The 22,160-nt window shown below is 61.2% G+C and carries 22 protein-coding genes and 1 pseudogene; 13 read left to right on the top strand and 10 right to left on the bottom strand.

Annotation, left to right across the window (positions count from 1 at the left end):
* Window positions 1–111: 111 nt before the first annotated feature.
* From CXR02_RS12530 to CXR02_RS12515, 4 genes are read left to right on the top strand one after another with little or no spacing between them, the layout of a single operon-like run.
* Entirely contained in the window at window positions 112–696 is a 585-nt protein-coding gene (locus tag CXR02_RS12530) for a hypothetical protein (RefSeq protein ID WP_146072528.1), read from the top strand.
* A gap of 29 nt (window positions 697–725) precedes the next feature.
* Window positions 726–1,178 (top strand): hypothetical protein, encoded by a 453-nt coding sequence (locus CXR02_RS12525; RefSeq protein WP_104062299.1) that lies wholly within the window; start codon window positions 726–728, stop codon window positions 1,176–1,178.
* A 15-nt stretch (window positions 1,179–1,193) separates the two neighbouring features.
* Window positions 1,194–1,466 carry a hypothetical protein gene (locus CXR02_RS12520; RefSeq protein ID WP_104062298.1) on the top strand — a complete coding sequence of 91 codons (273 nt, stop codon included), beginning with the start codon at window positions 1,194–1,196 and terminating at the stop codon, window positions 1,464–1,466.
* A complete protein-coding gene (locus tag CXR02_RS12515) occupies window positions 1,466–1,753 on the top strand; it encodes a helix-turn-helix domain-containing protein (RefSeq protein WP_104062297.1) in 288 nt (95 codons plus the stop codon). The genes CXR02_RS12520 and CXR02_RS12515 overlap by 1 nt, the downstream gene beginning before the upstream one ends.
* A 443-nt stretch (window positions 1,754–2,196) precedes the next feature.
* Here the strand turns inward: CXR02_RS12515 and CXR02_RS12510 are convergent, their stop codons facing one another.
* Together CXR02_RS12510 and CXR02_RS12505 are read right to left on the bottom strand one after the other, a co-directional pair.
* On the bottom strand, window positions 2,197–2,502 hold the full coding sequence (locus CXR02_RS12510) for a hypothetical protein (protein WP_104062296.1): 306 nt from the start codon (window positions 2,500–2,502) through the stop codon (window positions 2,197–2,199).
* Window positions 2,503–2,531: 29 nt separating this feature from the next.
* Window positions 2,532–3,248, bottom strand: a complete 717-nt coding sequence (locus CXR02_RS12505; protein ID WP_104062295.1) for a hypothetical protein — start codon at window positions 3,246–3,248, stop codon at window positions 2,532–2,534.
* A gap of 236 nt (window positions 3,249–3,484) precedes the next feature.
* Between CXR02_RS12505 and CXR02_RS12500 the strand changes: the two genes are divergently transcribed.
* From CXR02_RS12500 to CXR02_RS22630, 4 genes are all read left to right on the top strand, one after another.
* Complete coding sequence (locus CXR02_RS12500) at window positions 3,485–3,874, top strand: MobC family plasmid mobilization relaxosome protein (protein ID WP_258060938.1); 390 nt, start codon at window positions 3,485–3,487, stop codon at window positions 3,872–3,874.
* Window positions 3,875–3,877: 3 nt separating this feature from the next.
* On the top strand, window positions 3,878–5,491 hold the full coding sequence (locus CXR02_RS12495) for a relaxase/mobilization nuclease domain-containing protein (protein ID WP_104062294.1): 1,614 nt from the start codon (window positions 3,878–3,880) through the stop codon (window positions 5,489–5,491).
* Between the two features lie 32 nt (window positions 5,492–5,523).
* On the top strand, window positions 5,524–6,756 hold the full coding sequence (locus tag CXR02_RS12490) for a hypothetical protein (protein ID WP_104062293.1): 1,233 nt from the start codon (window positions 5,524–5,526) through the stop codon (window positions 6,754–6,756).
* 422 nt (window positions 6,757–7,178) lie between these two features.
* Entirely contained in the window at window positions 7,179–7,370 is a 192-nt protein-coding gene (locus CXR02_RS22630; protein ID WP_219816424.1) for a hypothetical protein, read from the top strand.
* 26 nt (window positions 7,371–7,396) lie between these two features.
* Here the strand turns inward: CXR02_RS22630 and CXR02_RS12480 are convergent, their stop codons facing one another.
* The 5 genes from CXR02_RS12480 to CXR02_RS12460 all read right to left on the bottom strand — a co-directional run bounded on the left by CXR02_RS12480 (window position 7,397) and on the right by CXR02_RS12460 (window position 12,686).
* Entirely contained in the window at window positions 7,397–7,906 is a 510-nt protein-coding gene (locus CXR02_RS12480; protein WP_104062292.1) for a hypothetical protein, read from the bottom strand.
* A 103-nt stretch (window positions 7,907–8,009) separates the two neighbouring features.
* Window positions 8,010–9,596: an aminotransferase class III-fold pyridoxal phosphate-dependent enzyme gene (locus CXR02_RS12475; protein WP_104062291.1), complete on the bottom strand. Its 1,587-nt coding sequence runs from the start codon at window positions 9,594–9,596 to the stop codon at window positions 8,010–8,012.
* Complete coding sequence (locus tag CXR02_RS12470) at window positions 9,596–10,633, bottom strand: hypothetical protein (protein ID WP_104062290.1); 1,038 nt, start codon at window positions 10,631–10,633, stop codon at window positions 9,596–9,598. The genes CXR02_RS12475 and CXR02_RS12470 overlap by 1 nt, the downstream gene beginning before the upstream one ends.
* Window positions 10,630–11,619 carry a GTP cyclohydrolase, FolE2/MptA family gene (locus tag CXR02_RS12465; RefSeq protein WP_181037214.1) on the bottom strand — a complete coding sequence of 330 codons (990 nt, stop codon included), beginning with the start codon at window positions 11,617–11,619 and terminating at the stop codon, window positions 10,630–10,632. Before CXR02_RS12465 ends, CXR02_RS12470 begins: the two co-directional genes overlap by 4 nt.
* The gene (locus tag CXR02_RS12460) at window positions 11,616–12,686 is read right to left on the bottom strand and encodes a TauD/TfdA family dioxygenase (RefSeq protein ID WP_146072526.1); all 1,071 of its coding nucleotides are present in this window, start codon (window positions 12,684–12,686) and stop codon (window positions 11,616–11,618) included. The genes CXR02_RS12465 and CXR02_RS12460 overlap by 4 nt, the downstream gene beginning before the upstream one ends.
* Window positions 12,687–13,808: 1,122 nt before the next feature.
* Between CXR02_RS12460 and CXR02_RS12450 the strand changes: the two genes are divergently transcribed.
* From CXR02_RS12450 to CXR02_RS12440, 3 genes are all read left to right on the top strand, one after another.
* Window positions 13,809–14,513 carry a LuxR C-terminal-related transcriptional regulator gene (locus CXR02_RS12450; protein WP_258060937.1) on the top strand — a complete coding sequence of 235 codons (705 nt, stop codon included), beginning with the start codon at window positions 13,809–13,811 and terminating at the stop codon, window positions 14,511–14,513.
* Between the two features lie 90 nt (window positions 14,514–14,603).
* Window positions 14,604–15,818, top strand: a complete 1,215-nt coding sequence (locus CXR02_RS12445; RefSeq protein WP_146072525.1) for a sensor histidine kinase — start codon at window positions 14,604–14,606, stop codon at window positions 15,816–15,818.
* Complete coding sequence (locus CXR02_RS12440; RefSeq protein ID WP_104062285.1) at window positions 15,811–16,812, top strand: hypothetical protein; 1,002 nt, start codon at window positions 15,811–15,813, stop codon at window positions 16,810–16,812. The genes CXR02_RS12445 and CXR02_RS12440 overlap by 8 nt, the downstream gene beginning before the upstream one ends.
* Before the next feature lie 248 nt (window positions 16,813–17,060).
* Here CXR02_RS12440 and CXR02_RS12435 read toward each other — a convergent pair.
* Together CXR02_RS12435 and CXR02_RS12430 are read right to left on the bottom strand one after the other, a co-directional pair.
* Window positions 17,061–17,319: pseudogene (locus CXR02_RS12435) on the bottom strand (recombinase family protein); the annotation flags it as partial.
* Window positions 17,320–17,739: 420 nt separating this feature from the next.
* Window positions 17,740–18,663: a ketopantoate reductase family protein gene (locus CXR02_RS12430; RefSeq protein WP_104062284.1), complete on the bottom strand. Its 924-nt coding sequence runs from the start codon at window positions 18,661–18,663 to the stop codon at window positions 17,740–17,742.
* A gap of 81 nt (window positions 18,664–18,744) precedes the next feature.
* Here CXR02_RS12430 and CXR02_RS12425 point away from each other — a divergent pair, with 81 nt between their 5' ends.
* Both CXR02_RS12425 and CXR02_RS12420 read left to right on the top strand, forming a co-directional pair.
* Window positions 18,745–19,293: a TetR/AcrR family transcriptional regulator gene (locus CXR02_RS12425; RefSeq protein WP_104062283.1), complete on the top strand. Its 549-nt coding sequence runs from the start codon at window positions 18,745–18,747 to the stop codon at window positions 19,291–19,293.
* Window positions 19,294–19,460: 167 nt separating this feature from the next.
* Complete coding sequence (locus CXR02_RS12420; RefSeq protein ID WP_219816422.1) at window positions 19,461–19,961, top strand: hypothetical protein; 501 nt, start codon at window positions 19,461–19,463, stop codon at window positions 19,959–19,961.
* Window positions 19,962–20,708: 747 nt separating this feature from the next.
* Here the strand turns inward: CXR02_RS12420 and CXR02_RS12415 are convergent.
* On the bottom strand, window positions 20,709–22,136 hold the full coding sequence (locus CXR02_RS12415; protein ID WP_104062281.1) for an aspartate ammonia-lyase: 1,428 nt from the start codon (window positions 22,134–22,136) through the stop codon (window positions 20,709–20,711).
* Window positions 22,137–22,160: the final 24 nt, after the last annotated feature.

The raw sequence follows: 22,160 nt of genomic DNA, 5'->3' as shown, positions 1-22,160 counted from the left end.
CGACTGAGGATGTCCGGGCCAACAGCTACGCTCAGCCAATGCCCTAACAAATGCTCCAAGTCAGCCCACACCGCTTGCCGTAACCACATTGAACGTGAAGGAATGAACATCATGACAAGCCGGGAGGTCAGGAAAGATGTGGTCAGGGGATCCCTCCGGGAGAGGTTGGATTCCGACTCGCAGCTTCTCTACGACGAAGTGACGGCCAAGTATCTGCGCCCTGGTGCGCGGACACGTCCCACTCCGATCGTGTCCGCCGCCAGGTGGGCCGCGCGGAAGGAGGTAGAGGAGTGCTTTCGCGCCTTTGTGCGAGCTCTTGGCTCGGACGAGCAGGTCCCCGTTCGTAACGTTCTGGCAGATCCACAGTTCCGGCTCCGTGCGTGGCAGCAGGTCCGCGAATGGGACCGTGACCGGGAAAGCGGCGCATGGGCTTTGCGTGAAAAAACAGAGGACGCACGGTACCGTCCCAGGGCCATGGCTGTCAGGGCTCTCTATGCTCTGGCCGTGGTCCTGGGGATCCTCGGTGTTGTCATCGACGGGTGGATAGGCGTTGCCTGGGCGGGCCTGGCCGTCTTCGTTGCAGGGTCCATGTTGTACCTTTTTTCGTTGCCACGCGGTGGACTGAACTACCCGCTCTGGCAAGTCCACACAGAGGCGATTGCGAAGCAGCGCAGCACGGACGCCTCCAGCCGCTGACACCATGTCTTCAATCAAAGGAAACGATCATGACGCACGCAGATGACCTCCGCGCCTGGGCGAAAGGCGTATACACGATCGAGGCGGCCACCGAACTGCTGATCCGAGGCTTTGGCGGAAAGTTTGCTGCCCCCGGTAACCCATGGGTCCACACAAGCAACGAGCCCCAAGGGCCCGGACAAGTGAATGCATGGATCGATTTCGCAGCCCTACCGGAAGAGGTCGGTGTACTCTCCGGTGGGGAACGCCGGTTCCTGCTGCTGGCGGCGTCGCTGGCAGAGGATGTTCCGGTCGTCCTGCGCGATGTCATACCGGGGTTGGACAGGGAAAACCTTAACCTTGTCCTGGCCGCGATCGCACATGCCGGAGGCAGCCACGAGCACTCCGATGTCCGTTTCAACGAGGACGGTTCCATGGCACTGGGGAAGGGTTACCTGGACAGCCTGCACCGATGGCCACCGGTGCTGCGTGTTGTGCAGTAAGGCCAGGGCGTCCTGATGGCGAACCCAAAGAAGATTGCGGCGTTCACTCCCTATTACACGGAAGAGCAGGCGGGACAGGTGCGTGCCGCTTTCCTGGAGGCCGGCAAGTCCGAAGAGGGCGACGCGAGCGTGTCGGACTTCATTGTCCGGGCCAGCATGCGTGAGGTGAAGCGCCTGCAGCGCAAGTACAACCGCGGCAAGCCGTGGCCTACTGTGGCAGCGGGAGAGCTGCGACGAGGGCGCCGGACGATGGATGAGATGCAGCACCGAAATGAGGATATGAAGTAATGGGAAAGTGGACCGAAGAAGTGAACCGGACAAGGGTCCCGGAGCCGGTGGCGTTCCCCCGAATGCTGTCCCTTGAACAGGTCCAAGAGATCCTGAATCTGGGCATGCCGTCGATCTACGTCCTGGTTAAAAGCGGTGAGCTTCCGGCGGCGCAGTTCACCGGACGCAACGTCTGGCGCGTGAGGGAAGATGACCTCATGGCTTACGTTGACGCTGCCTACGCGAAGACGGCAGAGCGCATCGCAGCTGGACAGATACCGGATGGCGATGCCCCCGGCGACAGCTAGGCGGACCAGCACCCAACAAGCATGAAGGCCGGCACCCGACGGGTGCCGGCCTTCCGTGTTTCTGGGGTGGGCTCACCTTCTTGTGAACCCTCTTTGTTGCGGCTGGAGCCCTCCGAGCGCCTGTGAAGCAGCCGTCCGGTGACAGTTCCATCGCTGCCCAGCATCGCCCCAAATGATCGGATGATGTTGTCCCTGCTGAGAGAAAGCCAGCAACAACGCAGGGTGGTCCGGCAGCGCTCGTCTTGGTCCATGGGAAAGGGGCCCGTTGGTTACCGCTGTGGGTGGAAGCTGTGCACATTCGCCGGTCCCGGCGGTGAGGTTCCAGGCCGTGGTGCCCCGGCGTTTGTGTGCAGCCGGGCAGACGGGTCCAGTCGTCCACAGGTGTGCGGGAAAAGCCCGAAGGAGTTTAGCTTTTGCCGTGCCCCTGTGGGCGAGGGGCAACCCTACTCAGCCCCGGAAGCCCCACGTTCAGAGGACGGCGAAGCCTCGTTCGTGGTGCGGGTGGTTGCCGGTTTCCGGCGGCGTGCTGCGGCGCCGGACTCGAGCCCGAGTTTCTTTAGCTCGTCGGGGCTCCAGCCGTCTTTGGTGGCGCGGACGTAGGCGCGCTTATCGTTGCGTTCGGCGTCGGCGAGCTGCTCGCGCAGGTCGGTGATCCGCTGCCTGGTGGTGACCAGGTTCGTGACGGACTCGATGCGTGAGTCCAGGAGGGCGCGCGCCTGTGCTTTGGTCTGTTCAATATCGATGGCCATGGTTCTGTGGTGCCTTTCTGTGGGGTCGGTCAGGGCTCGAGGTAGACCCGCTCGCCCGGGTCGAAGGCGTAGGCCGTCTGTGTGGCGACGACGGAGCGCGGGCGGTGGGTGAGTGCGGTGGAGGGGTGTTGGGGGAAGGAGAGTTGGGTGGTCTTCAGGGATGAGGGCACGGCCGGTTCCTCGCCGCGTCCGGCGTAGGCCTCCATGCGGCGTTCGTGGTACTCGAGGACCTCGGGGAGTGTCGGCCGGTAGTAGGCGTTGACTACCTGTGCCTGGGTGGGGAGGTCGTTGGCGATCAGCTGGGCCAGGGCTCCGGTTTGGTGCCGGTCGTGGGCGGGCAGGAGGCTGTGGATGGCCATTTCGAGTTGAAAGAGGGTTTCTGACTGCGCGGCAGTCGGTGGCTCTCGGGTTTCTGCGGCCGGAGTGTTGACAGCTGTTTCGGTGGTGTGCCCGGTGGCCGGTGGGATGTCGGTTTCGATGTGGATGCTGTACCCGTCGTCGCGGATCCGGGCGGACGTCCCGGTCGCCTGCCGGAGGTAGCCGGTGGCGAGAGATTCGATGCTGGCGGCGACCTGGTCGGTGTCACCCCAGAGGATTTCTGTCGCTTCGAGGACGAGGTACCGTCCTGCGTCGGGTTCGCGGTCGATTTTGAAATCCGCTGAGATCCGTCCCAGACCGTCATGGGCCGGCGCGAAGTAGTGGGCGGCTTCGAAGCGCACCGCCTCGTTCTTGTCATCTTCCAGCATGGTTACCCCCAAGGTTTGGCCGTGTAGACATGGCTACCCTAGCCCCCGTGCAGGACCTGACCCGGGACATTCGGTCGGCGGGTCGGAAACCGAAAGCGGCGGAGCAAGCTATACATTTACACGGGTGTAAATGGCGTGTCCTGCACCGCTGACGTTGTCGGGTTTGGCACACTGGCTTGTGGGTCCCCGGTTTCGGGGTCGCTGCGCTGGGCCGTTTGAGGGGATTGGGGGAGTGCGTGTCTGAGGAGAGTGTGCCGCGTTCCCGGATCTCCAAGCGGCGGCGGGAGAACAGGCCTGCCGGGTCCAAGAAGCGCCGTGACTTGTGGGTCACTGCCGAGGAGGAAGCGGCCTTGGTTGCCCGGGCCGCGAGGGAGAAGGTCACGGTCCCGAACCTGCTCATCAGCGCTGCTCTATCGGAAGGATCGGAGACGCCGATGGAGCGGAAGGCGGCGATGGCTGAGCTGATGGCGATCCATACGTTGTTGGCGAGGGTGTCGAACAACGTGAACCAGATCGCCCGGCACGCCAACGCCGGCGATGAGTTCCCTCAGGACGCCAAGGCAGCTTTGGCGTTTGTGCGGGAGGTCGCGATGCGGATTGACCGGACGATTGAGGGGCTGATGTAGCCGATGATTCCGAACATCACCCGCGGGTCCCGGATGTCCGGGCTGCTGCTCTACCTTGCCTCCACCGACACCGACAAGACGAAGAACTCCCACACGGACCCGCACCTGGTTGCCGGGGACGCGGCGATCATGGCCTGGTACGACGACGGTGTCCTGGACCGTGACGACGCGGTGGCGATTGCGAAGCATCTGGACCAGCCCCGCAAGGCCTACGGGGTCGAGGTGTTGCAGAAGGATTTCCGCTGGGACCCGGTCAAAAAGGAACGGGTCGCGGACGGTCACAAGCAGGCCGATGTGTGGCACTGCTCGCTGAGCCTCCGCGCCGAAGAAGGCGCCCTCACTGATCAGCAGTGGGGAGATATCGCGAACGACTTCGTCGATGCAATGGATTTCACCGAGGCCAGCGGCAAGGCCCAATGTCGGTGGGTCGCTATCAACCACGGAACGAGTGAGAACGGCAACCACCACATCCACATCGCCGTGTCCCTGGTCCGCGAAGACGGCACCAAAGCCTCCACCCACGGCGACTACAAACGCGCACAAACAACGTGCCGGGAACTTGAAACCAAGTACGGCCTCGAAGAACTCTCCTCCGTGCATTCCACCCGCGGCTACGACCGGGCGGAGAAGGCCACCGCCGTCCGGGACGACCGCGAAATGCACCGCGCCTCGCTGGCCCGGAAAGTCCGGGCCAGCGCCAGCGCCTCAGCGACTGAAGCGGAGTTCGTCCGCCGCGCCCGCGACACCGGCCTGCTCGTCCGGCCCCGGTACGCGAAGAACACCACCGACGTCATTGTCGGCTACTCAGTAGCCGAACGCCCCGGGCGGGGGGAGCGTCCTATCTGGTTCGGTGGCGGGACCCTTGCATCGGATTTGAAGCTCGGTGCCCTGCGTGAAGAATGGCCGGACACCCCACACCTGGCAACCGAGGCGGCCGCGGAGTGGAACGCAGCGGCACGGAACAAGCGCAAGGTCTCCACGAACGGTCCCGAGAACGCGACACCGCCTGCGGAAATGTGGGTCGAATACACCCGCAATGCATCTGCGCTGGTTGAGCAGCTGCGCGCACTGCCGCGTGATGACCACGCGACCTGGGCGAAGGCTGCACGGGACGTATCCGGTGCGTTCGCGGCATGGTCACACCGGCTCGAACCGACACCCGGACCGCTGGCGGCCACCGCCGCGGAACTGTCCCGAACCGCGCAGCTGCGCTTACCGCACCAGCACAGCAAGCCCGTCGCCCTGCCATCCATTGCGGGGGCGGCCATGTTGTTCATGGCGGCGTCGAGTAAAAACAAGACGGCGGCGCAAACAGCGCTGATGGTGCAGCTGATCAACACGGCCTTTGCCGTGTACGAGATGCACGCCCAGTCCGGACGCACCAGGGAAGCGCAACGGATCCGCGCCGTCGTCACCGAGCAGCTTGGACCGTTTACCGCGACCATGCCGAAGGCGACTGCGGCCGGCGGTGTAGAGCAGGCAGCGCCAACGGCGGTCGAGATTGGTCTGCGGGGCATGGCACCGATCCGCCCGGGATCGGCTGTGCCGTCCGTTCCGACACCAACGAAAACCCGCCAGCACAATGGCCGCGAATTCGGGCCGGTGCTGGACCGATAAATGATCAGACCACCAACTGCAAGGGGAACAGCATGAGTGAATCAGATGGAATGGATGACGTCGTGGACGGCGGCCTGCGGCAGTCGCTGATGATCGCCTCACGTATCGCCGAGACACTTGCCCGCCGGCGCCAGGAAACCCAGCGACAGCAGGAACACCTTGACGCCCAGGCAGCACACGAAGCCCAGGCACGCCTCGCCGCGGACCGCAGCGCCGCGCACGCAGCGTTGGCGCCAGTGGAGAAGGAACAGTGGTGGGACAAAGCCCAGCCCAGCGACATTGCTACGGCACACGCCGTCGCGGAAGGCTGGAAGGACCACGATCCGGCCGCGCTGGCAGCCTCAGAGAAAATCCGTCACGAAGTTCTCACCCGCTATGGCATCGACACCCACGACGTCGGCCCGGACACCGCCTACCTGGAGTCAGGGATCCAGACCATCACCACCGAGAACGCCCGGCTGGACGAGCTGGCTCTCAAATTGGAGAAGACACACGAGGCGGTCGTCGAACATGAGAAGGCCATGCAGTTGATTGCAGCTGCCCGCGTCGAAGAACTCCGCGCGCAGGCGGCGAAATTTGCCCCGGAGATGGAACGTCACCAGGTGCCCGCAGAGTACTTGGAAAACCCCGAGCTGGCCCAGGCATTGCAGACCGCCCACACAGCAAAGACCCCCAAAGCTGTAGCGGCGGCGGACGCCACCGTGCAGGAACGTCTGTTCCTGATCGGCAAGGACGGGATCAGCGGTCCCGACATTGACCAGCTCCGGAAGGAGACCACCGCGAACATCAACGGCGCAGGTGAATCGCACTTCGAGGATCCTGCGTTCGTAAAAGCTGCCAAGGACATGCACGAAACCAAACTCCTGGCAGAGGGCGGATTCCAAGGCTCCCAGTGGATGACCGTGGAACAGCGGTACGAACGCGCCGAGAAGGAACTCTTCGCCCGAATGGAAGGGCTCGGCCGCGAAATCGAGAACAGCGTCACCGGCAACGACAGCGGTCGGCTCAACGACCAAGGCCTGAAAGCGGAGAGCGCATCGGCCGCTGACTACGGCTCGGCCGAACACCACGAGAGATTTGCTGAGTCCCTGGCCGGCACCGGCGCCAACGACACACAAGTCCGCGGACGCATCGCCGCCGAACGCAGCGAAGGCACACACCCCAGCGCAGCCGTCACCATGGGCAAAGGCGCAGCCAAAGCCAAAAAGACCCGAACAGGTGTAGCTGTGGGTGCCCAGAGAACCAAGAACGGACCCAGCCGTTAGGGCTTCCTCCTGGAGTGCCAAGGAGCTCGAGCAGTCGGGAATGGATTAGTAGGCCCTTCGGCAATATTGCAGCCGGTGTCCGCACAATCCTGTCGCGTATTTCAGTTGAACTTGTCTAGTATCCGCACCGGGAACAGCCGCACGTGGGCTCCATGGATGGCTGATGTGAAGAGAGAGGCTAATACGCGGGGCAATTCCAATTTGCTGCCTGGCGAGAACCCGGACCGTAACGGGCTCTCAAACGACTACGTCACTCCAGTGTTGGCAGCGTGGCATCTGCGTAGTTCATCTCATCAGAGTCTCTGTCCCATAGAGAATGGGAGATTCGAGTTGTCCGCCGCGGCACCAGAGACCTGGACCATGGCTTCTTCGAAGCCCGCTGCCAGCGTGCCACCAACGCTGAACGCCTCTACCTCAGGGCCATGGCCCAGGACAGCGATAAGCCCTCCTCAACGGGAAAAATCGCCGAACGGCTTGGGAAGTCAACCGCCAAACTTGCCGTCATACGCTCACGCCTTATCGCCAAAGGTGTCGTGTACGCACCCGAATACGGAGCCATTCAGTTCACCGTCCCGGGAATGGCGGCCTTCATCGCGCGCCAGACAGAGGACTGACAGCGTCAGATACAGGTCTGGCCGTACTACGGCCAGACGCCGCCGTCCCGGGACCCCTCCGGGCGCATCCGCTCCACGTCGAGCTCCAACGCCAGCTTCTCCTCGTCGCTCAGCGGCCGCACCGCCTTCTCAAACATGTTCACGCCGGCGGCCCAGTTGTTCCACCGACCATCGCTGCTGAATACAACCTCCCCGGAGTCGAGGGCGCGGACAGCCGCGGCGATCAAGATCGCGGTCACGACCTCATCGTAGGGACGATTGTCTGTCGTGCAGAAGTCGGCTGCCACCGGAAACCCAGGTCCCTGTCTGCCACGCAGATGGAACGACTCGTAGGCCTCCCCGGCCTCTTTGAAGCCGTTCAACCGGATGCCCTCGAACTCGTTCAGGATGGGCAGGCCCTGACCGTCCGGGCCGCAGGCGGTCACGCCCGCCGCTGCAATGATCTTGCCGGCGTCGACGATCACCTCTGCTGTGGCCGTGACGCCAGGAAAGTAGTGTTTGTAGCCCTTGGTGCTCCTTACGAACTCCTTCGCCATGCCATCATTTTTATGCGCCCCACAACGGCTACGGCAACTCGTGGCCCGCCCGGTCGGAGTATGAGTGGAACAAGTAGAAGTAGGCAGGCGCGCTGGCTGCTACCTACATCCAGCCAAGGCTCGAAACCACCCGCTTAGTCCTCGCAGATAACTCTTTCATGTCTTCGGGCGACATATTGAACGGCGGCGCCAAGATTAGCGAGCTGCAAGCAGACAACGAAGTGGGGAGGTGGATCATGAGTCGCTCCTTGAGCAGGGCCCCGCGCACAGACTCCTTGTTGCGGGCGGGTCCCGAGAACGCGCGGAAGTGTCCGAGTCCGGACGGGTTGAGCCCGGCTTCGTTAAACGCCAGGTTGAGTTGATTTTCTTGATTGTTGAAGTCGATGAGTTGCAGTGCATTGAGGGTTCCAAGCGCTGCACCCAACGCCGCTGGGTGATTGGAATGTGTGTGTCCATCTTCAATTGGCCCGTTGCGTAGGGCCAATTCATACACGCGGGGACTGCAGATCAGTGCCGAAATTGGGGCCACGCCGTTACCTAGCCCTTTACCTAAGAGAATGATGTCCGGTTTCATCCCGAGGCTCGGTGCGACCAGAGGCCACGAGGCTCGGCCCAGACCACACGCTATTTCGTCGGCGATAAGCACGCCACCGCGTTTTTGAAAATCTGAGAGCTGATGAATAGTGTCCATTGAAATCGGCCTACACCCGCTTACGCCGGACAGAGGTTCAATGATCCCGACGCCGTTAGCAGACCAGTCCTCAGGGGGTGCCTGTCGTGCAAGACGCTGGCGTTCTGGATAGGGCGGCCAGACGGAGGCGAAGTCGGAAAGGGAGGCTGCCCCGGCAGTTGACCCGTGATACCCGCCGGGGTAGGACCATAGGCCACCGTTGCCTGGAGAAGTCGCCGCCAAACCAAGGCGCAGTGCGGATTCCACTACTTCAGACCCGGACGATGCGAACGTCACATACGCGTTAGGCATTCCGCTGAGTTCAGCCAACCGACTTGCCACTTGCACTGAGATGTTCGTGGACACGTGGAATGGATCTATTGCGGCTACAGCACTGGCTTGTTGCACGAATCCCAGAAGCGGCGCGCTGTGACCGTGCCCTAAGGGAACGTTCCACATCCCGGACGACGCATCTAACCATTGGTCGCCATTCTCAGTCGTCAGCCAAGATCCGTGCGCACTACGGACCGACAGGAGAGGCTCTTGAGCAGCGGCAGCGGCCGGGAGAAAGCATTTGCCTGTCGTATCGGTACTGTTCTGAGCTGGCTGGTGTGCTGCAACATTGGCCTGAATGATCCTCAAAGTAGCCTGCTGTGCGGCTTCTAAGACTATTTGAGCAGATTCAAGGTCAGCCCTGTTGGCAGCCCTGACCCCGGCAACGATGCCTTTGAGATCGCAGATAGCCAGCAACACTGCTCCCGGCGTGTTAGCGATGGATTCTTCGCCGGAGTCCCGGTCGCCCCAGTAGGCCTCGATGTCCCTTTGCGCTGCAGCGAGGATCCGGTCGATTGTTGTGGCGATGTCGTGGGCCCTTTTTTTGTCGTCAACTCCTGCCGCCAATGACAGCGACCCGGCGATCGTGGCAATGAACCCCAGATTCGCAACGGCGCCGGGCGGTTCTCCGAAGGTGCCGACGCGGTGCAGCAAGTCCTTCCATACGTTCAGCAAATCGTCCTGCATCACGCGTACACGTCCTGTGCACCGCGTCGAAGAATCCTCAGCGAATTGTCCTGGCCTTCCAGGGTCGTCCACTGGGTCGAGATGACCTCAGTAATTGTTTTGGGGATCAGATCGGATTCGAAGTTTGCTGCTATCAATTTGAGCGGGCCGGCGACATAAGCCGACGCGACTGTTGGAAGCCAGGCGAACTCATCTCTGCTGATGCGGTCGCTCTCCCTGGGCTTCATGGGACTGGCCGGGTGTCGTCGGATCCTTTCGGATATCCCGTCCGCCACAACCGCCATGTGGCGCGGCCTACCCGCGAGCCTGGCCTTCGCCCCGGAAAGAATCTCACCAACCATTGTCAGGGATTCGGAAATGAGCATTCCTTCGCCGAACTCCACTCTCATGGGGTCTGAGCCCTGCGCAGCGAGGCCGGCCATGTGGTCTAGGTGGAAGCCATTGTGAATCCCCCACCAGATGTCCATGGTGGCCGGATCCAGTAGTTCATCGGGCACCAATGCCACAGGCCCCGTCCAGGGCAAGTAGGTCCACGTCCGCCAGAGCAGGTCCGTGGGTAGGCTCGTGTCAATGACTTTATGAGCATATTTCCCGAGGCCGCGAGCCGTCGCATGGTCACCTATTATCCGGCCTCCCAAACCGTTTTGGACACTACGAATATCCGAGGCTGTCACCTCGCCGCCCTCCAAAGAGTCTGCGTATACCGAAAGAAGTTCGGCAGCGTCAGACTCATCTTTAGCGAAACGGCTGACTGGCGGGGGCTCTGAACTTGCGACCTCGTACTGCGAAGGCAAGGCCCCCAAACACTGACGCAGTCGCAGTAGCCGGCCGGAAGCGGGGCCCAGCAGTCCTTCATCCAGCTCGGCAACCGCCGTGTCGACAGGAGAGGGTAAGCCTCCGAATGCAATGGTGAATAAACAGACTTCCGCCAGATTTCTGACCTTCCAGGCTTCGGCCTCCCGCCCTGCTGCGGGAACATCAAGGGCCGCCCGAGCAGCCCGTTCGAGCCACTCCTGTACATTCTGTTTGGGAATCACGTCGCCTCGTCCAACTCGAGGCAAAGATCGCCTGCGGATCGTCGTATCTCGGTGTACACGTCGTGACTGTGGATGCTGTCGAACAGGAGGGATGAGGCAAACACTTCGGTTCCGGGGTCCAGCTGGGGACTGCTGGTCTCGATAAAATCGGCCACAATTGCTCTGACGACGTCCTCCGTGAATTGCGGTTTCTTCAGTGCCCTCAAGACCAGATCGTGCTCGTCCGGCCGCTTCAACAAGTCGAAAACAAGATGACAGCTACGGTCGAGCACGTTCAGCAAGAGACCATGAGTGAGGGACTGGTCGGTCCGCTCAACAAAGATCTTCGCCACGCCCCGCTGAGTGTGCGTGCCGGAGTTCGTGATGTCCAGGATTGTCGTGACTTGCTCAGACGAAAAGCCGGCGGCGGTCAACTCGGGGACAACGGCGAACTTGGTATAGGTCTTGGTGCAGGGGCAGCCCGTCATGTTCGTCGCCGACAAGCCTATTGACGACTTAAGCGTTCCGGAACGGATTTCCGCGTGCGCGAAGAGCACGACGTGATCCACAGACTCGCGGCGCGTCATTCGGGTGGCGTGAGGGTAGAAGTAAGTCCCTTCGATTTGCACGAATGCTGAGTCCGACGATTGAGCTAGCGCTAGTTCTCGTACCAGCTTCTCGGCGATGGATTCCAAAGATTCGTGCGTCTGCGTGGATAGCCGGAAGAGTGCTTCCTCGCATCGGGACATGTGAATTCCCCGGTGGCCCTTCAGACTTACCTGCATGTTGACTTTGCACTCAATAGTGACGTAGTCCTCACCGAACAAAGACTTGATGATCAGGGGTGCCAGCTGATTGCTGATGCCTGCCCGGTCAATTGCTATCGGGATAAGTGGAGGAGCTTCAGGGACGTCTGTGAGTCCGTCTAGGAATGAGGCGTAGTCACTGGAGTTAATGTCGCCGACGCTTAGTTGATGGTTGGGTGGGTCATAAATGCTGTCAATCACGTTGTTCCTCCAATTGTCCGTGCGGATCCAGACGAGTCAGCCAGCCCCTGCTGTCCGGCGTTAGTGCTGCGGTCCTGGCCTTTCATCCGTACGCGGTACAGCAGGCGGTTGCTGTCGGTAAAAGGCGAACGGGCATGAAGCATCGCGTGATTGTCCACAACGATGGCTTCACCTGGCTCGAGGTGGTATTCAAGAGTCGGCGTTTCTGAGATGGACCGTTCGAATGCCGCGATTGCAGCTAGCTTGGCCTCAGCCAGGGTGACGCCGGGCAATTCCAGTGCCGAAGTGATGGTGTCGCTCCGGAACCTGATGGTCCCTTCTCCGAGAATCGGCGCCCAGACCACCTCAATGTCGTTGTCTGAGGCACTCGTTGTGAAAACGGATGGGACTCGAAAAGGGAATGGTGACCTGAGATGGTCAAGGGCTGTGGGATGCAACTCCAGGAGCCTCAGCACGACCTGGCTCGCGGAAACGAGAAAGTTGGTTCCCTGGCCGCGGACATCCGAGGTGACACAAAAGAGCCCAAAGTAGCGCTCGGGTTCCTCTAGATATTGAGAGTCGGTGTGAAAGCCGGCCTCAGCCATCGTCTGGGAAAATGTTGGGGAATTGAGGTGGGTTTTTTCATACCGAACGGGCCATGCGAAGCGTCGGAGTCGTTTATCGGTTTTGGTGGGAGAACCGAAGACCGTGCTGACGAAGAGGCAAATCAGTTGTGCCACCTCGCCCCCGTATCTCTCCACGTGTGTACTCCTGAGTACGAGAAAACCCGATCCGCCATCAACCAGCCGCTTTCCGTGGACTGTTGCACGCCAGAGGTCGGGGGCCACCGCCTGTAGCTGCCTCTGGGGTGCAAAAGTACCTGGCTGTTCCCATGCCCTGTCTGCTGTCGCATGAGTGTGGATCAGGTCCTCGCAATGGCGGATGAGGTTCGCCCGGTCCTGCGGGTAGTCGTCGAAGTCAACGACGACGTTAATCTGACTTTGAAGGGCTTCCATCAGCGGTAACTTTCCGGCCGAAACCTTAGTGCGAAGGGACAAGACAAATTCACTAACATTGCGGGCGTCCACCTCGGTGTGTTTTCAGGAAACACCAGCACGAAAAGTCTGAAGCGGCATTATTTCTCTTGACCCCGCCTCAGCGGCGAGCTCGACATGAATGCTCTGGTTCTGGACAGCTGGTTTGAACTGCCGCATTGCAGTGATGCGTAGTTCCCGCTGCTGCGGGATGGACAGCCCAGGGGCCGACATCGGGATCGGCCCCTGGGCTCGGCTTCCTGCTCCTACCTGTACATCGCCGTGCGGCATGCCCATGCTGCGAAGTCCAAGTACCTCGAGGCCGTAGCGCCGATTGTCACCTGAAGTGGTCGGGCTGCTTGCCCTGCCACATACGCGGCGACGGAGCCTTGAAACAGCCCGATTGCTGCACCAATTGGGATGCCTACGCCGAAAATACATCCTGCAAATGCTCCCCAGCGCTGATACCAGGGGATGCTGGACCTTACGGGTACAGCACCTCGTGTTGAGACCCCTGTCTGCGGTGAGAGCGGCCCGACGGCCGCAATAGAGACTGTTCGCAGAGAAGGCGATTCAAAGTTTGGGGCCAGTGACAACGCCCCGTGAGTTGCGGTGATGGGTGCGGCTGCAGCTGACGGAACAGAGCGGGCTGCGGATGCGGGCGAAGCAGCTCCGAAAAGGAGGAAAGCTGCGACGAGGACGGCAACTGCTGACCTCAAGTTGAGGCCGAAAAAGCTGGATTTCGCACTCATTGGATGCTCCTTTGTGGTGTGGGCGGTTATCTGATGCCAAGTATTTGTCGGTTAGCGCAAAGCCTTGAGTGCTCCTCAGCGGAGACCTCGGGCTATTCACGTCTCTCTGGTGGGGAGTCGGGCTTTCTTCTTGCCGTAGCCGTAATCTCCGGCGAGGGCAGCGGCCAGAGGCTCGTTTTCCGCTTCTTTTCTTCTTTCCCCTTCCCTTACCTCTGTGCGTTGCTCCTTCTTCGGAGCAGGTGCCATCAGAATAGAGTCGCGCTCTGGGCTCCCGACGTCGCTTTCCTGAAAACGGAACAATTTGTCCCCCATTTGGGGGACAAACTGCGGTGCTTCATCTGATTTCGCAAGTGCTCCTCGTGCATCTTGGGATACTTAGCGGGACGACGACATCGCGTCGGATCGCGTACGAAAGGGATTCCTGATGAAAGAGGTAATTAGAGTCGGCGTTGTCGATGACCATGAAATGCTGCTCGTGGGGTTTGCGGGGGCGGCCCACCTCGATGCCACAGCCTTGGAGGCGGCCAAGGCGGCGGCCGCCCAGCCCGCTGACAAGGCTGCGGATGTCCCAGTCAAGGTAGTCCGCACTAGTGCTACGGTCGAAAAGCTTTTGGCAGGTGGGGAAAAGATCTTCGACGTGGTCGCTCTCGACATGTCCCTTGGGGATGGAACCCGACCAGGGGATAACGTTCGAAGAATTCGTGACGCTGGCTACCCGGTTTTGATTTTCAGCGAAGCCAACAACCCGGCTGACCTCCGGGAAGCGCTGGCAGCCGGCGCCTCCGGGGTTTCCCGAAAGACGGATTCCTACGAAACTACCCTCCGTAAGCTTCGAATAGTCGCCGACGGAGAAATTATCGATGACCAGCAGTTGGCAGCCGCTATTGACGGAGACACCGAACTTGTTACGGCCGCTAAATTAAGTCCCCAGGAACGCGAAACACTTCGTTGGTACGCAACGGGGAGAACCAGAACACAAGTTGCTGAGAAGATGAACGTCAAGGAAACCGTTGTAGCGACCTACGTCAAACGTGCCCGCGCCAAGTACGAAGCAGTGGGGCGGGCGGCGAAAAACAAGGACCAGCTGCGGAAACGGGGACTCGAGGACGGTTTTGTTGACCCTGACTAAACCTGGCCTTAGACCAGTAAAGCCTTGCTAAAGGGCCGTTTCGCAACTAACTAGCCCGCGTGGATTCATCCTTGCCCGGAAAGGACAACGGTGAGAAAAAAAGGCGTTACCGAGCTGCACCCGATATCAGAAATCAGCATTGAACGCCTTCTGACTCGTTCGGTGTCTGCGTTTTCTCTTGTCTTATACGTCCTGGCCCTGCCGGATCTTGTCACGCAGATACCCCCCACTGCCCTGGGATGGGATTTGGCTTTCATGGTTGGCATCCCTATAGCTATCATCTGGACCGCGCTGGTACGCCATCCGGGGCGGCAAATGAGGGCGGCGGCCGGCATCTCGGCGGCCCTCATACTCATAAGTTTTCTTTTGTGGCACGTAGGACTAATTGGGCACGGGGGCCAAGTGGCATCCCGTCCCTGGTCATGGGGGATCGCCGGCGTCGGTATTGGCCTGGCTTGCATCGCCACCAACGCCCGGATTTCAGCGATGTACGGAGGCATATTCTCGGCTCTTGTCTGCCTGGTACCGCTTACGACTGCAGGTAACGCCCGTGCCTGGTTTGAGTCAGGGCAGGACGCCTTGCTGACGGCCGCCATGGCGGTGGTAATTATTAGTCCCATCACTGCCCTTCGCAAGGCTGCCAAGGCTACGGATCAGGCCGCCGAGGCCGCGATACATAAAACTGCTGGTGCAGCGCGGGCAGAAGCGCTCCGAATCGAGCGAACGCGCTTGGACGGACTCACTCACGATACCGTCATGGCCACTCTGACGCTCGCCGCCCGGGCACGCTCAGACGAAATGCTGGACGCCGCAGCAAAAGCGGCAACAGACTCCTTGAGTCAGCTTCATTCTCTTCGAACGAGCGATGAGCAATCTCCCATCAGCACATCTGAACTGATCAGTCGCCTCAAGGGGGCAACCGCCGGATACCCCACCAGAATCACATGCGTGGATACGACCCAAGGGGCCCCGCTTGCACTTCCTCTCGTACCCAGCGGCGCGTTGATACAAGCTACGGCGGAGGCTGTCAGAAATAGCGCACTCCACGCCTACCGAGGGGGAAGCCAAGTCGAGGTCACATTCGGCCGCGACCCCAATACAGGCGCCGCTGAAGCGGTTATAGAAATTACTGATGAGGGGCCTGGATTCGACATAAAGAAGGTCCCCGCCCAACGGCTGGGTCTCCGCATTTCCATCTTGAACAGAATGCGGGACGCCCAGGGAACAGCCACAATAACGTCAAAGCCCGGAACGGGAACCCGCGTGCAACTGACTTGGAAAGAAAGCCCCAACCGGCATGAATGAAGCTATAAGCCGCCCCCTCATCCTTGCCATGGGATTGGCATTCCCGGCGGCACACATCTTGCTCGGCATCGTGAATCTCAACCGGATCCTCGCCATTTGGCCAACTATCGTGGCCATGGGAATCTGTGCGGCCTCAATGGTTGTCGCGACATGGCCAGCGAAAGACAGAAGCATGCCCCGCAGGCACGCAGCTTTCGTGGTGGCCGGTGCCTTACTCATGGATCTTCTAGTCCAGAGTGCTCTTCCCTCCGGCACCCACCCCGGCTACGCAGCTTGGCACTGTGGCGCTATTGAGATGTTGATGGTCACGGTCGCCATTCGGAAGCAGATTTTTGCTGCTTGGCTTGGAATCAGCATATTTGCGGTCTTCGACTTCACCGGATCTATGGTTCACGAGCTCACACCAATTGACGGACTCGCTATGGTCGTGACTCCTTTGATGTGGGTCGCAATTTCCCATGCAGTAAACAAGGTTTTCGATCGCTGCGACGTTCAAATCAGAGCCAATGAAGCCCAGGAGAAAATTTCTGCTGCGCGGCTGGCCAAGGACCACGCTAGCTGGATCGCACACAACGAGTGGCTGACCGAGTTGGAGCGAACAGCAAAACCGCTCCTGACAAGAATCGCGTGCCGGGCCATTGAAGACTCTGATAGGACGAGCTGCCGGCTACTACAGGACGAGCTAAGGGATCAGGTCAGAGGGAGAGCCCTAGCTACGGCAACAGTATTGAGGTCTGCCCGAGCAGCCCGCGCTAGAGGAGTGGAGGTGGAAATTTGCGATGATCGCGGGACGGACCTTCCCCCGGCGGTACTCCTGGAAGCATCTGCACAACTCATCAGCGTCTTGGACAGGGCCGCAGGCGGTTTCATCACGGCGAGGGCCCTTCCAGCAGGAAATGAGGCAGCAGTTACCATTTTTGCTTACGACGACTCATTACCCGACCAAGAGTTTTACGTGGAAATACGCGAAAGCCTTGAGCTTCTTCATCGATAAGCGTGGCATTTCGATGGTTGCGCACGACAGGACTCACCAGCATGTCGTGCGTTTGGAAGTCGGAGAACTCGCCTCACGGCTAGCGATGCACTGCGGCTCCCTACTGTCAGGCTGGCATCTAAGACTCATCGCGACCGGTGCCAGAAATTTCTCTTCCGGACTCTATTCTTACGCTCTTTTCCTGGCTGCCTGACGTCAGGTTGGGGTGTGCGCTAACCTGCGGGCTGGATCAATCCGGTCCCAGATGGTCGGACCTGCACGCCGCGTTCACGCAGCAGGTTCACTGTGTTGAGCACGTCGATCAGCGAACGGCCCAACAACATTGTCGCCCGCCTCCGCATACTCGAGGAGCCTCTTCATTCCAGGCCGCTCGCATGCCGTCTTACTCCCCGAGGTCACGTCGGCGAAAACGTCGCACTTCTGCACGCCTGCGCCTACAAGAGCATCGAGCTGCAGCTGTGCATCCTGGCTCGAAGTACTCACTCGCGTATAGGCCAGTTGTCTCAAAATTCCATTCGGACTCAAAAAGGCCACGATGCACCATCGCTGCGACAATTTATGGTGAGACGTGTTTGCGAGACATGCACGGCTTCGCGTCTCCTCGACCTACTCCACCGAGCCCCGAAGGGGTGTCTTGAAAACTGTTGGTTTTCGAGACGAGCGGCACCATGCTGTGAGGCCCCGGTACTGACGTGTCGGGTCCTCACAGCTGGACTCGTCGTTGTTACTCCGCGAGGGCGATCTGGAGGCCGACGTTGTCGGGGAGGTTGTGGAGACGGCGAGGTCGGAGGTGATCTCGCCCATGTAGGACCAGCAATAACGCGGCCGGGTCCGCCCGCTGGCCGCGATCGGCGCGTGGCGAACGACCGGCTTACGGGCAACGGGGGTGATTCGGCGCGGCGAAGAAGCCAACGTCTTGGGCACGGTTTACGGCTCGAGGCGCGGGGTGGGGATGTGGAGTCGGCGGGCCTCGCGCAGCGTGTCTTCGAGGACGGCGCGTGGTTCTGTCGCATCCGGATCAGTGTGCGCAGCGAGGCTTACCCGAGCGATCGGGAACTGAGCGGTCGCCCACGCCGACATCGTAGCGACCAGCCGGGGCAGGCGGTACGGCAGCAGAGCGCTTCGGTGCTGGCGGAGGTCGACACCCCGAGCTTCCAGAACCGGCAGCAACTCGCGAGTACCCAAGAACGCGTCCCTGAACGCTCGACGGTCTCCGATCATGTTAGCCAGCGACCCACTACGAAGCCCCTGGGCGAACATGCCGGCGTCGGAGATGAAGTGAAGCCACAGCCACCCTCGCATATCCTTCTCGTCCCGAACGGCGAGACCTGCCTCACGGAAGGCGGTCCGCACAGCAAGCTCCCGTGGAGTCGGTGACGCGCTGTCCGTACCGATGATGACGGATCGGAACAACGCGCCATGCAGCACGCCGTCGTTCCCGAAGCCGCCGCCCGCCTGCGGGAACCCGAACACGACTTGCTCGGCAGGAAGCGGCGCGACTGCGTCGAGGGGCTCCTCCCACACATTGCCGAACACCAGCACTGACGCGTCGCCCACTCGGGGAGCCAGGAACGCCGCCGCCTCCGCAAGACGGTGATGCGCGACACTGAGCACGATCAGCTCGAATCTGTCCTCGGGGGTGACGGATTCTCGCAAAGGAGTTCGAAACGACTCGCGGACCCGCCGGCCGAACGGTCTGTGACGCCCATCGATCAAGTCCATTCGCACTTCATCGCCGTACTCATCGGCGCGACCCGGTCGGACATAGAACTCGACGTCGTGCCCGGCCGCGTGAAACGCGTGTCCGTAAATTGTCGCGATGGCTCCGCGGCCGAACATCAGAACACGCATACTGGGCCTTTCGAGTAAGATGGAGCCTGTCTCCACTTATGAGGATATGGAGACAGTCTCCAAATGTCAACGAGAGGACTCATGACCGAGTCAAGAGCACTGCGGGCCGATGCTCGCCGCAACCGGGACGCGATCGTGGCGGCTGCGCGGTCGGCGTTCGATCATGACGAACAGTTGCGCTTCGATGACTTCGCGGCCCGTGCCGGCGTGGGCGTGGGAACCCTCTATCGGCATTTCCCCACGCGGGAGGCGTTGGCCGCGGCGGTATACGAGGGGGAGGTGGATGCGCTCTGCGATCAAGCACGCGACGCGACGCGCTCACCAGGCGAGAACCTCGATGCGTTCCTGCGCGGCTTTGTGGATTACGTGGTGGCGCATGCAGGCCTCGCGCGGACCCTCGCAGCCGTCGTAGACCCCGCAACCCAAACCGATGGCGGGAGCAAACTCGAGCGCACGGTTGCCGATCTGATGACCGGTGCAGCCGCCGACGGCGCTATCCGCGATGATGTGGACCCGGGAGCGGTGATGATCTTGCTCCATGGCGTCGGGTCCGCCGCCGACCGCCCCCTTTGGGCATCGGAGTCACGGGTGGCCATGGAAGTAGTGATCGCCGGACTGAAGACAGCCTGACGAGTCACGTCGACGTTAGTCGACATGGATGCACCCCTAGGGATCGCCTTGCGAGCAGGGGTGACACTAACTGCTGCGAAAAAGCCGCCATTTACCACTGCGATTCACAAAAGGGCATCCGCTATCCCCGGAACCACGGACCTCAATATGAACGTTTGGGATGGCCGGTGAAGGACCGCCTTTCGGGCAGTTGGGCCACCACTTATCACTGCAATTCGCCCTCGTTGTCGTCGCGCAAGGAGTGGATCATGCTTTGCAGGATCCTGAACGCACCGGACTGCTCGTCCTGCGTCATGCCGCCCAGCATCCTGACCTCGGCGGATCGGACCGCGTGCGCATCCATCACGGCTGCTGTTCACCGGCCGTGGGTGATACTCTCAGCCGGAGTCAGCTACGAGGAATTTGCATGCCAGCTCGAGATCGCGGCAAAAGCGGGCGCATCGGGGTATCTGGCGGGGCGGTCCCTGTGGCGTGAGACAGCATCCGCACGGTCGGCAGAGGAATTTGCCGACGCCATCACGCTGACGCGAGAGCGCATCCGCAAATTAAATGCGATTACGCGCGCCCACGCGACACCATTTTCACCGATCATCACCGTTGACGATGCACTGAAGCGCCTCGAACCGACCTGGTACGTCGCCGAAAAACCCCACACTGCCGAGGCCTAAGGGTTCAAGGGCGTTGCGTTCCTTTGATCTGGCCAAGTACGGTGCCTGCGCGGCCAGAGCCGGCGCACCGCTTCGGCACTCTTGTCCCGTGCCACGTCCCTCGACGAACGCGTCGTTGTCGGAAGATGCTGGGCCCGGGAGCAAATTTCCCGGGCCGGGTGGACACGAGGGTTCGGCAGTTTCGGCGCATGAGGCTGCCCATTCATCGCCGAGTGCAGCCCAGCCCGGATTCACCCGACTGCCATCCGGCGAGGCCGGGCAGAACACTCCTCAGATCCGGAGGGCATCCAGAGGCGGGAATCGCACAGCAATCCCGCGCACCTGCCACCGACCAAGAACAAACCTCGTAAGTTACCGGCAGCTGGTCACACGCCTGAAAACGCGCCAAAAAACCCTGTGGAGTCACCAAAAAGTAATGACAACTGCCGAGCGGCAACATGAGGAGTTCCCATGATCACAACCATCGACCCGGGCCGATGCTTGCACGTAACTGGTGCCACGACCGCAGCGATTGAAGACGGTATCAACGTCGCAGTCGAAATAGCACGGGGCCGCTCGATGAGGGAAGGGTGGCAGGGCATGCTCGTGACACGTCATGATCCAAGCCCCTACACAGTCGCTCTAAGCGCTGGCGTAATCATGAACGTGGCGCGTATGGCGGATCGATGCCCTTCCCGCGGCCAACACGGGGATCTAATATCGGCGGGGACGGAACCAGCTGAACGGAGCGAGGGCTGGACACTTGAGTCAGTTGGTGAGGTTGGCGAGGCGTTCGGGGCTGAGGAGTTCCTGGAGCTGGGCGGCGGTGAGCAGGCCGTGTTCGAGCACGAGTTCGGCCACTCCCTTGCCCGTGGCGAGAGCTTCCTGGGCGATGGCGGTGGCCGTGGCGTAGCCGAGGTGGGGGTTAAGCGCGGTGACCAGGCCGATTGACTGTTCCACGGTGAGGCGGAGGTGCTCGGTGTTGGCGGTGATGCCCCGGACGCAGCGTGCCGTGAGGGTGCGGCAGGCTGCTTCGAGGTGGGAGATGCTCTTGTGGAGGCTGTGGACAATGATGGGCTCGAAGGCGTTGAGCTGGAGCTGGCCGGCTTCGGCGGCCATGGTGATGGTGACGTCGTTGCCGATGACCTCGTAGGCCACCTGGCTGACCACTTCCGGGATGACCGGGTTGATCTTGCCGGGCATGATGGAGGAGCCGGACTGGACGGCCGGCAGGTTGATCTCGCCGAAGCCGGCGCGCGGGCCGGAGGAGAGCAGGCGGAGGTCGTTGCAGATCTTGGAGAGCTTCACGGCCACGCGCTTGAGCACACCGGACAGGTGCACAAAGGCGCCCACATCCTGGGTTGCCTCGATGAGGTCGACGGCGGTGACCAGGGGGAGCCCGCTGACCTCGGCCAGGTGCCGGCAGGCTGCCTCGGTGTAGCCGGCGGGGGCGTTCAGGCCGGTGCCGATGGCTGTGGCCCCGAGGTTGATTTCGTGGATGAGCAGTTCCGCCTCGGCCAGGCGCAGCCGGTCTTCGCCGATGGTGATGGCGTAGGTGCCGAACTCCTGTCCCAGTGTCATGGGGACGGCGTCCTGCAGCTGAGTGCGGCCCATCTTCACCACGGTGCGGAATTCCAGTGCTTTGGCGGCGAAGGCTTCTTCGAGTTCGGCCAGTGCGTCCAGCAGTTCCCGGCCGGCGAAGATTGTTCCGAGTTTCACGGCTGTGGGGTAGACGTCGTTGGTGGATTGGCTGAGGTTCACGTGGTCGTTGGGGTGCAGGCGGGCGTAGTCGCCTTTGGGGTGGCCCAGGATTTCCAGCGCCCGGTTGGCGATGACCTCGTTCGCGTTCATGTTCGACGACGTCCCGGCGCCGCCCTGGATCACGTCCACCACGAACTGGTCGGCCAGTTGGCCGTTCATGATGTCGGTGCACGCCTGCTCGATTGCCTGGCCGCGTTCGGCATCCAGTAGTCCCAGTTCGCGGTTGGTGCGGGCGGCGGCTAGCTTCACGGCGGCCAGTCCCCGGACCAGGTGCATGTTGGAGGACAGCGGCTGCCCGGTGATGGGAAAGTTTTCCACCGCGCGGAGCGTGTGGACGCCCCAGTAGGCGTTCGCGGGGACGTCCCGGTCACCCAAAAGGTCGAATTCGAAGCGGAAGTTCGGACGGCTTCGAGCTTGGGAATCTGCAACAGTCATGGCTGTCCTCTGGGTCGACGTGCG

It is taken from the genome of Arthrobacter sp. 4R501 (genome assembly GCF_002929755.1).
Lineage (GTDB): Bacteria > Actinomycetota > Actinomycetes > Actinomycetales > Micrococcaceae > Arthrobacter.
This window is presented reverse-complemented; position numbering and strand designations above follow the sequence as displayed.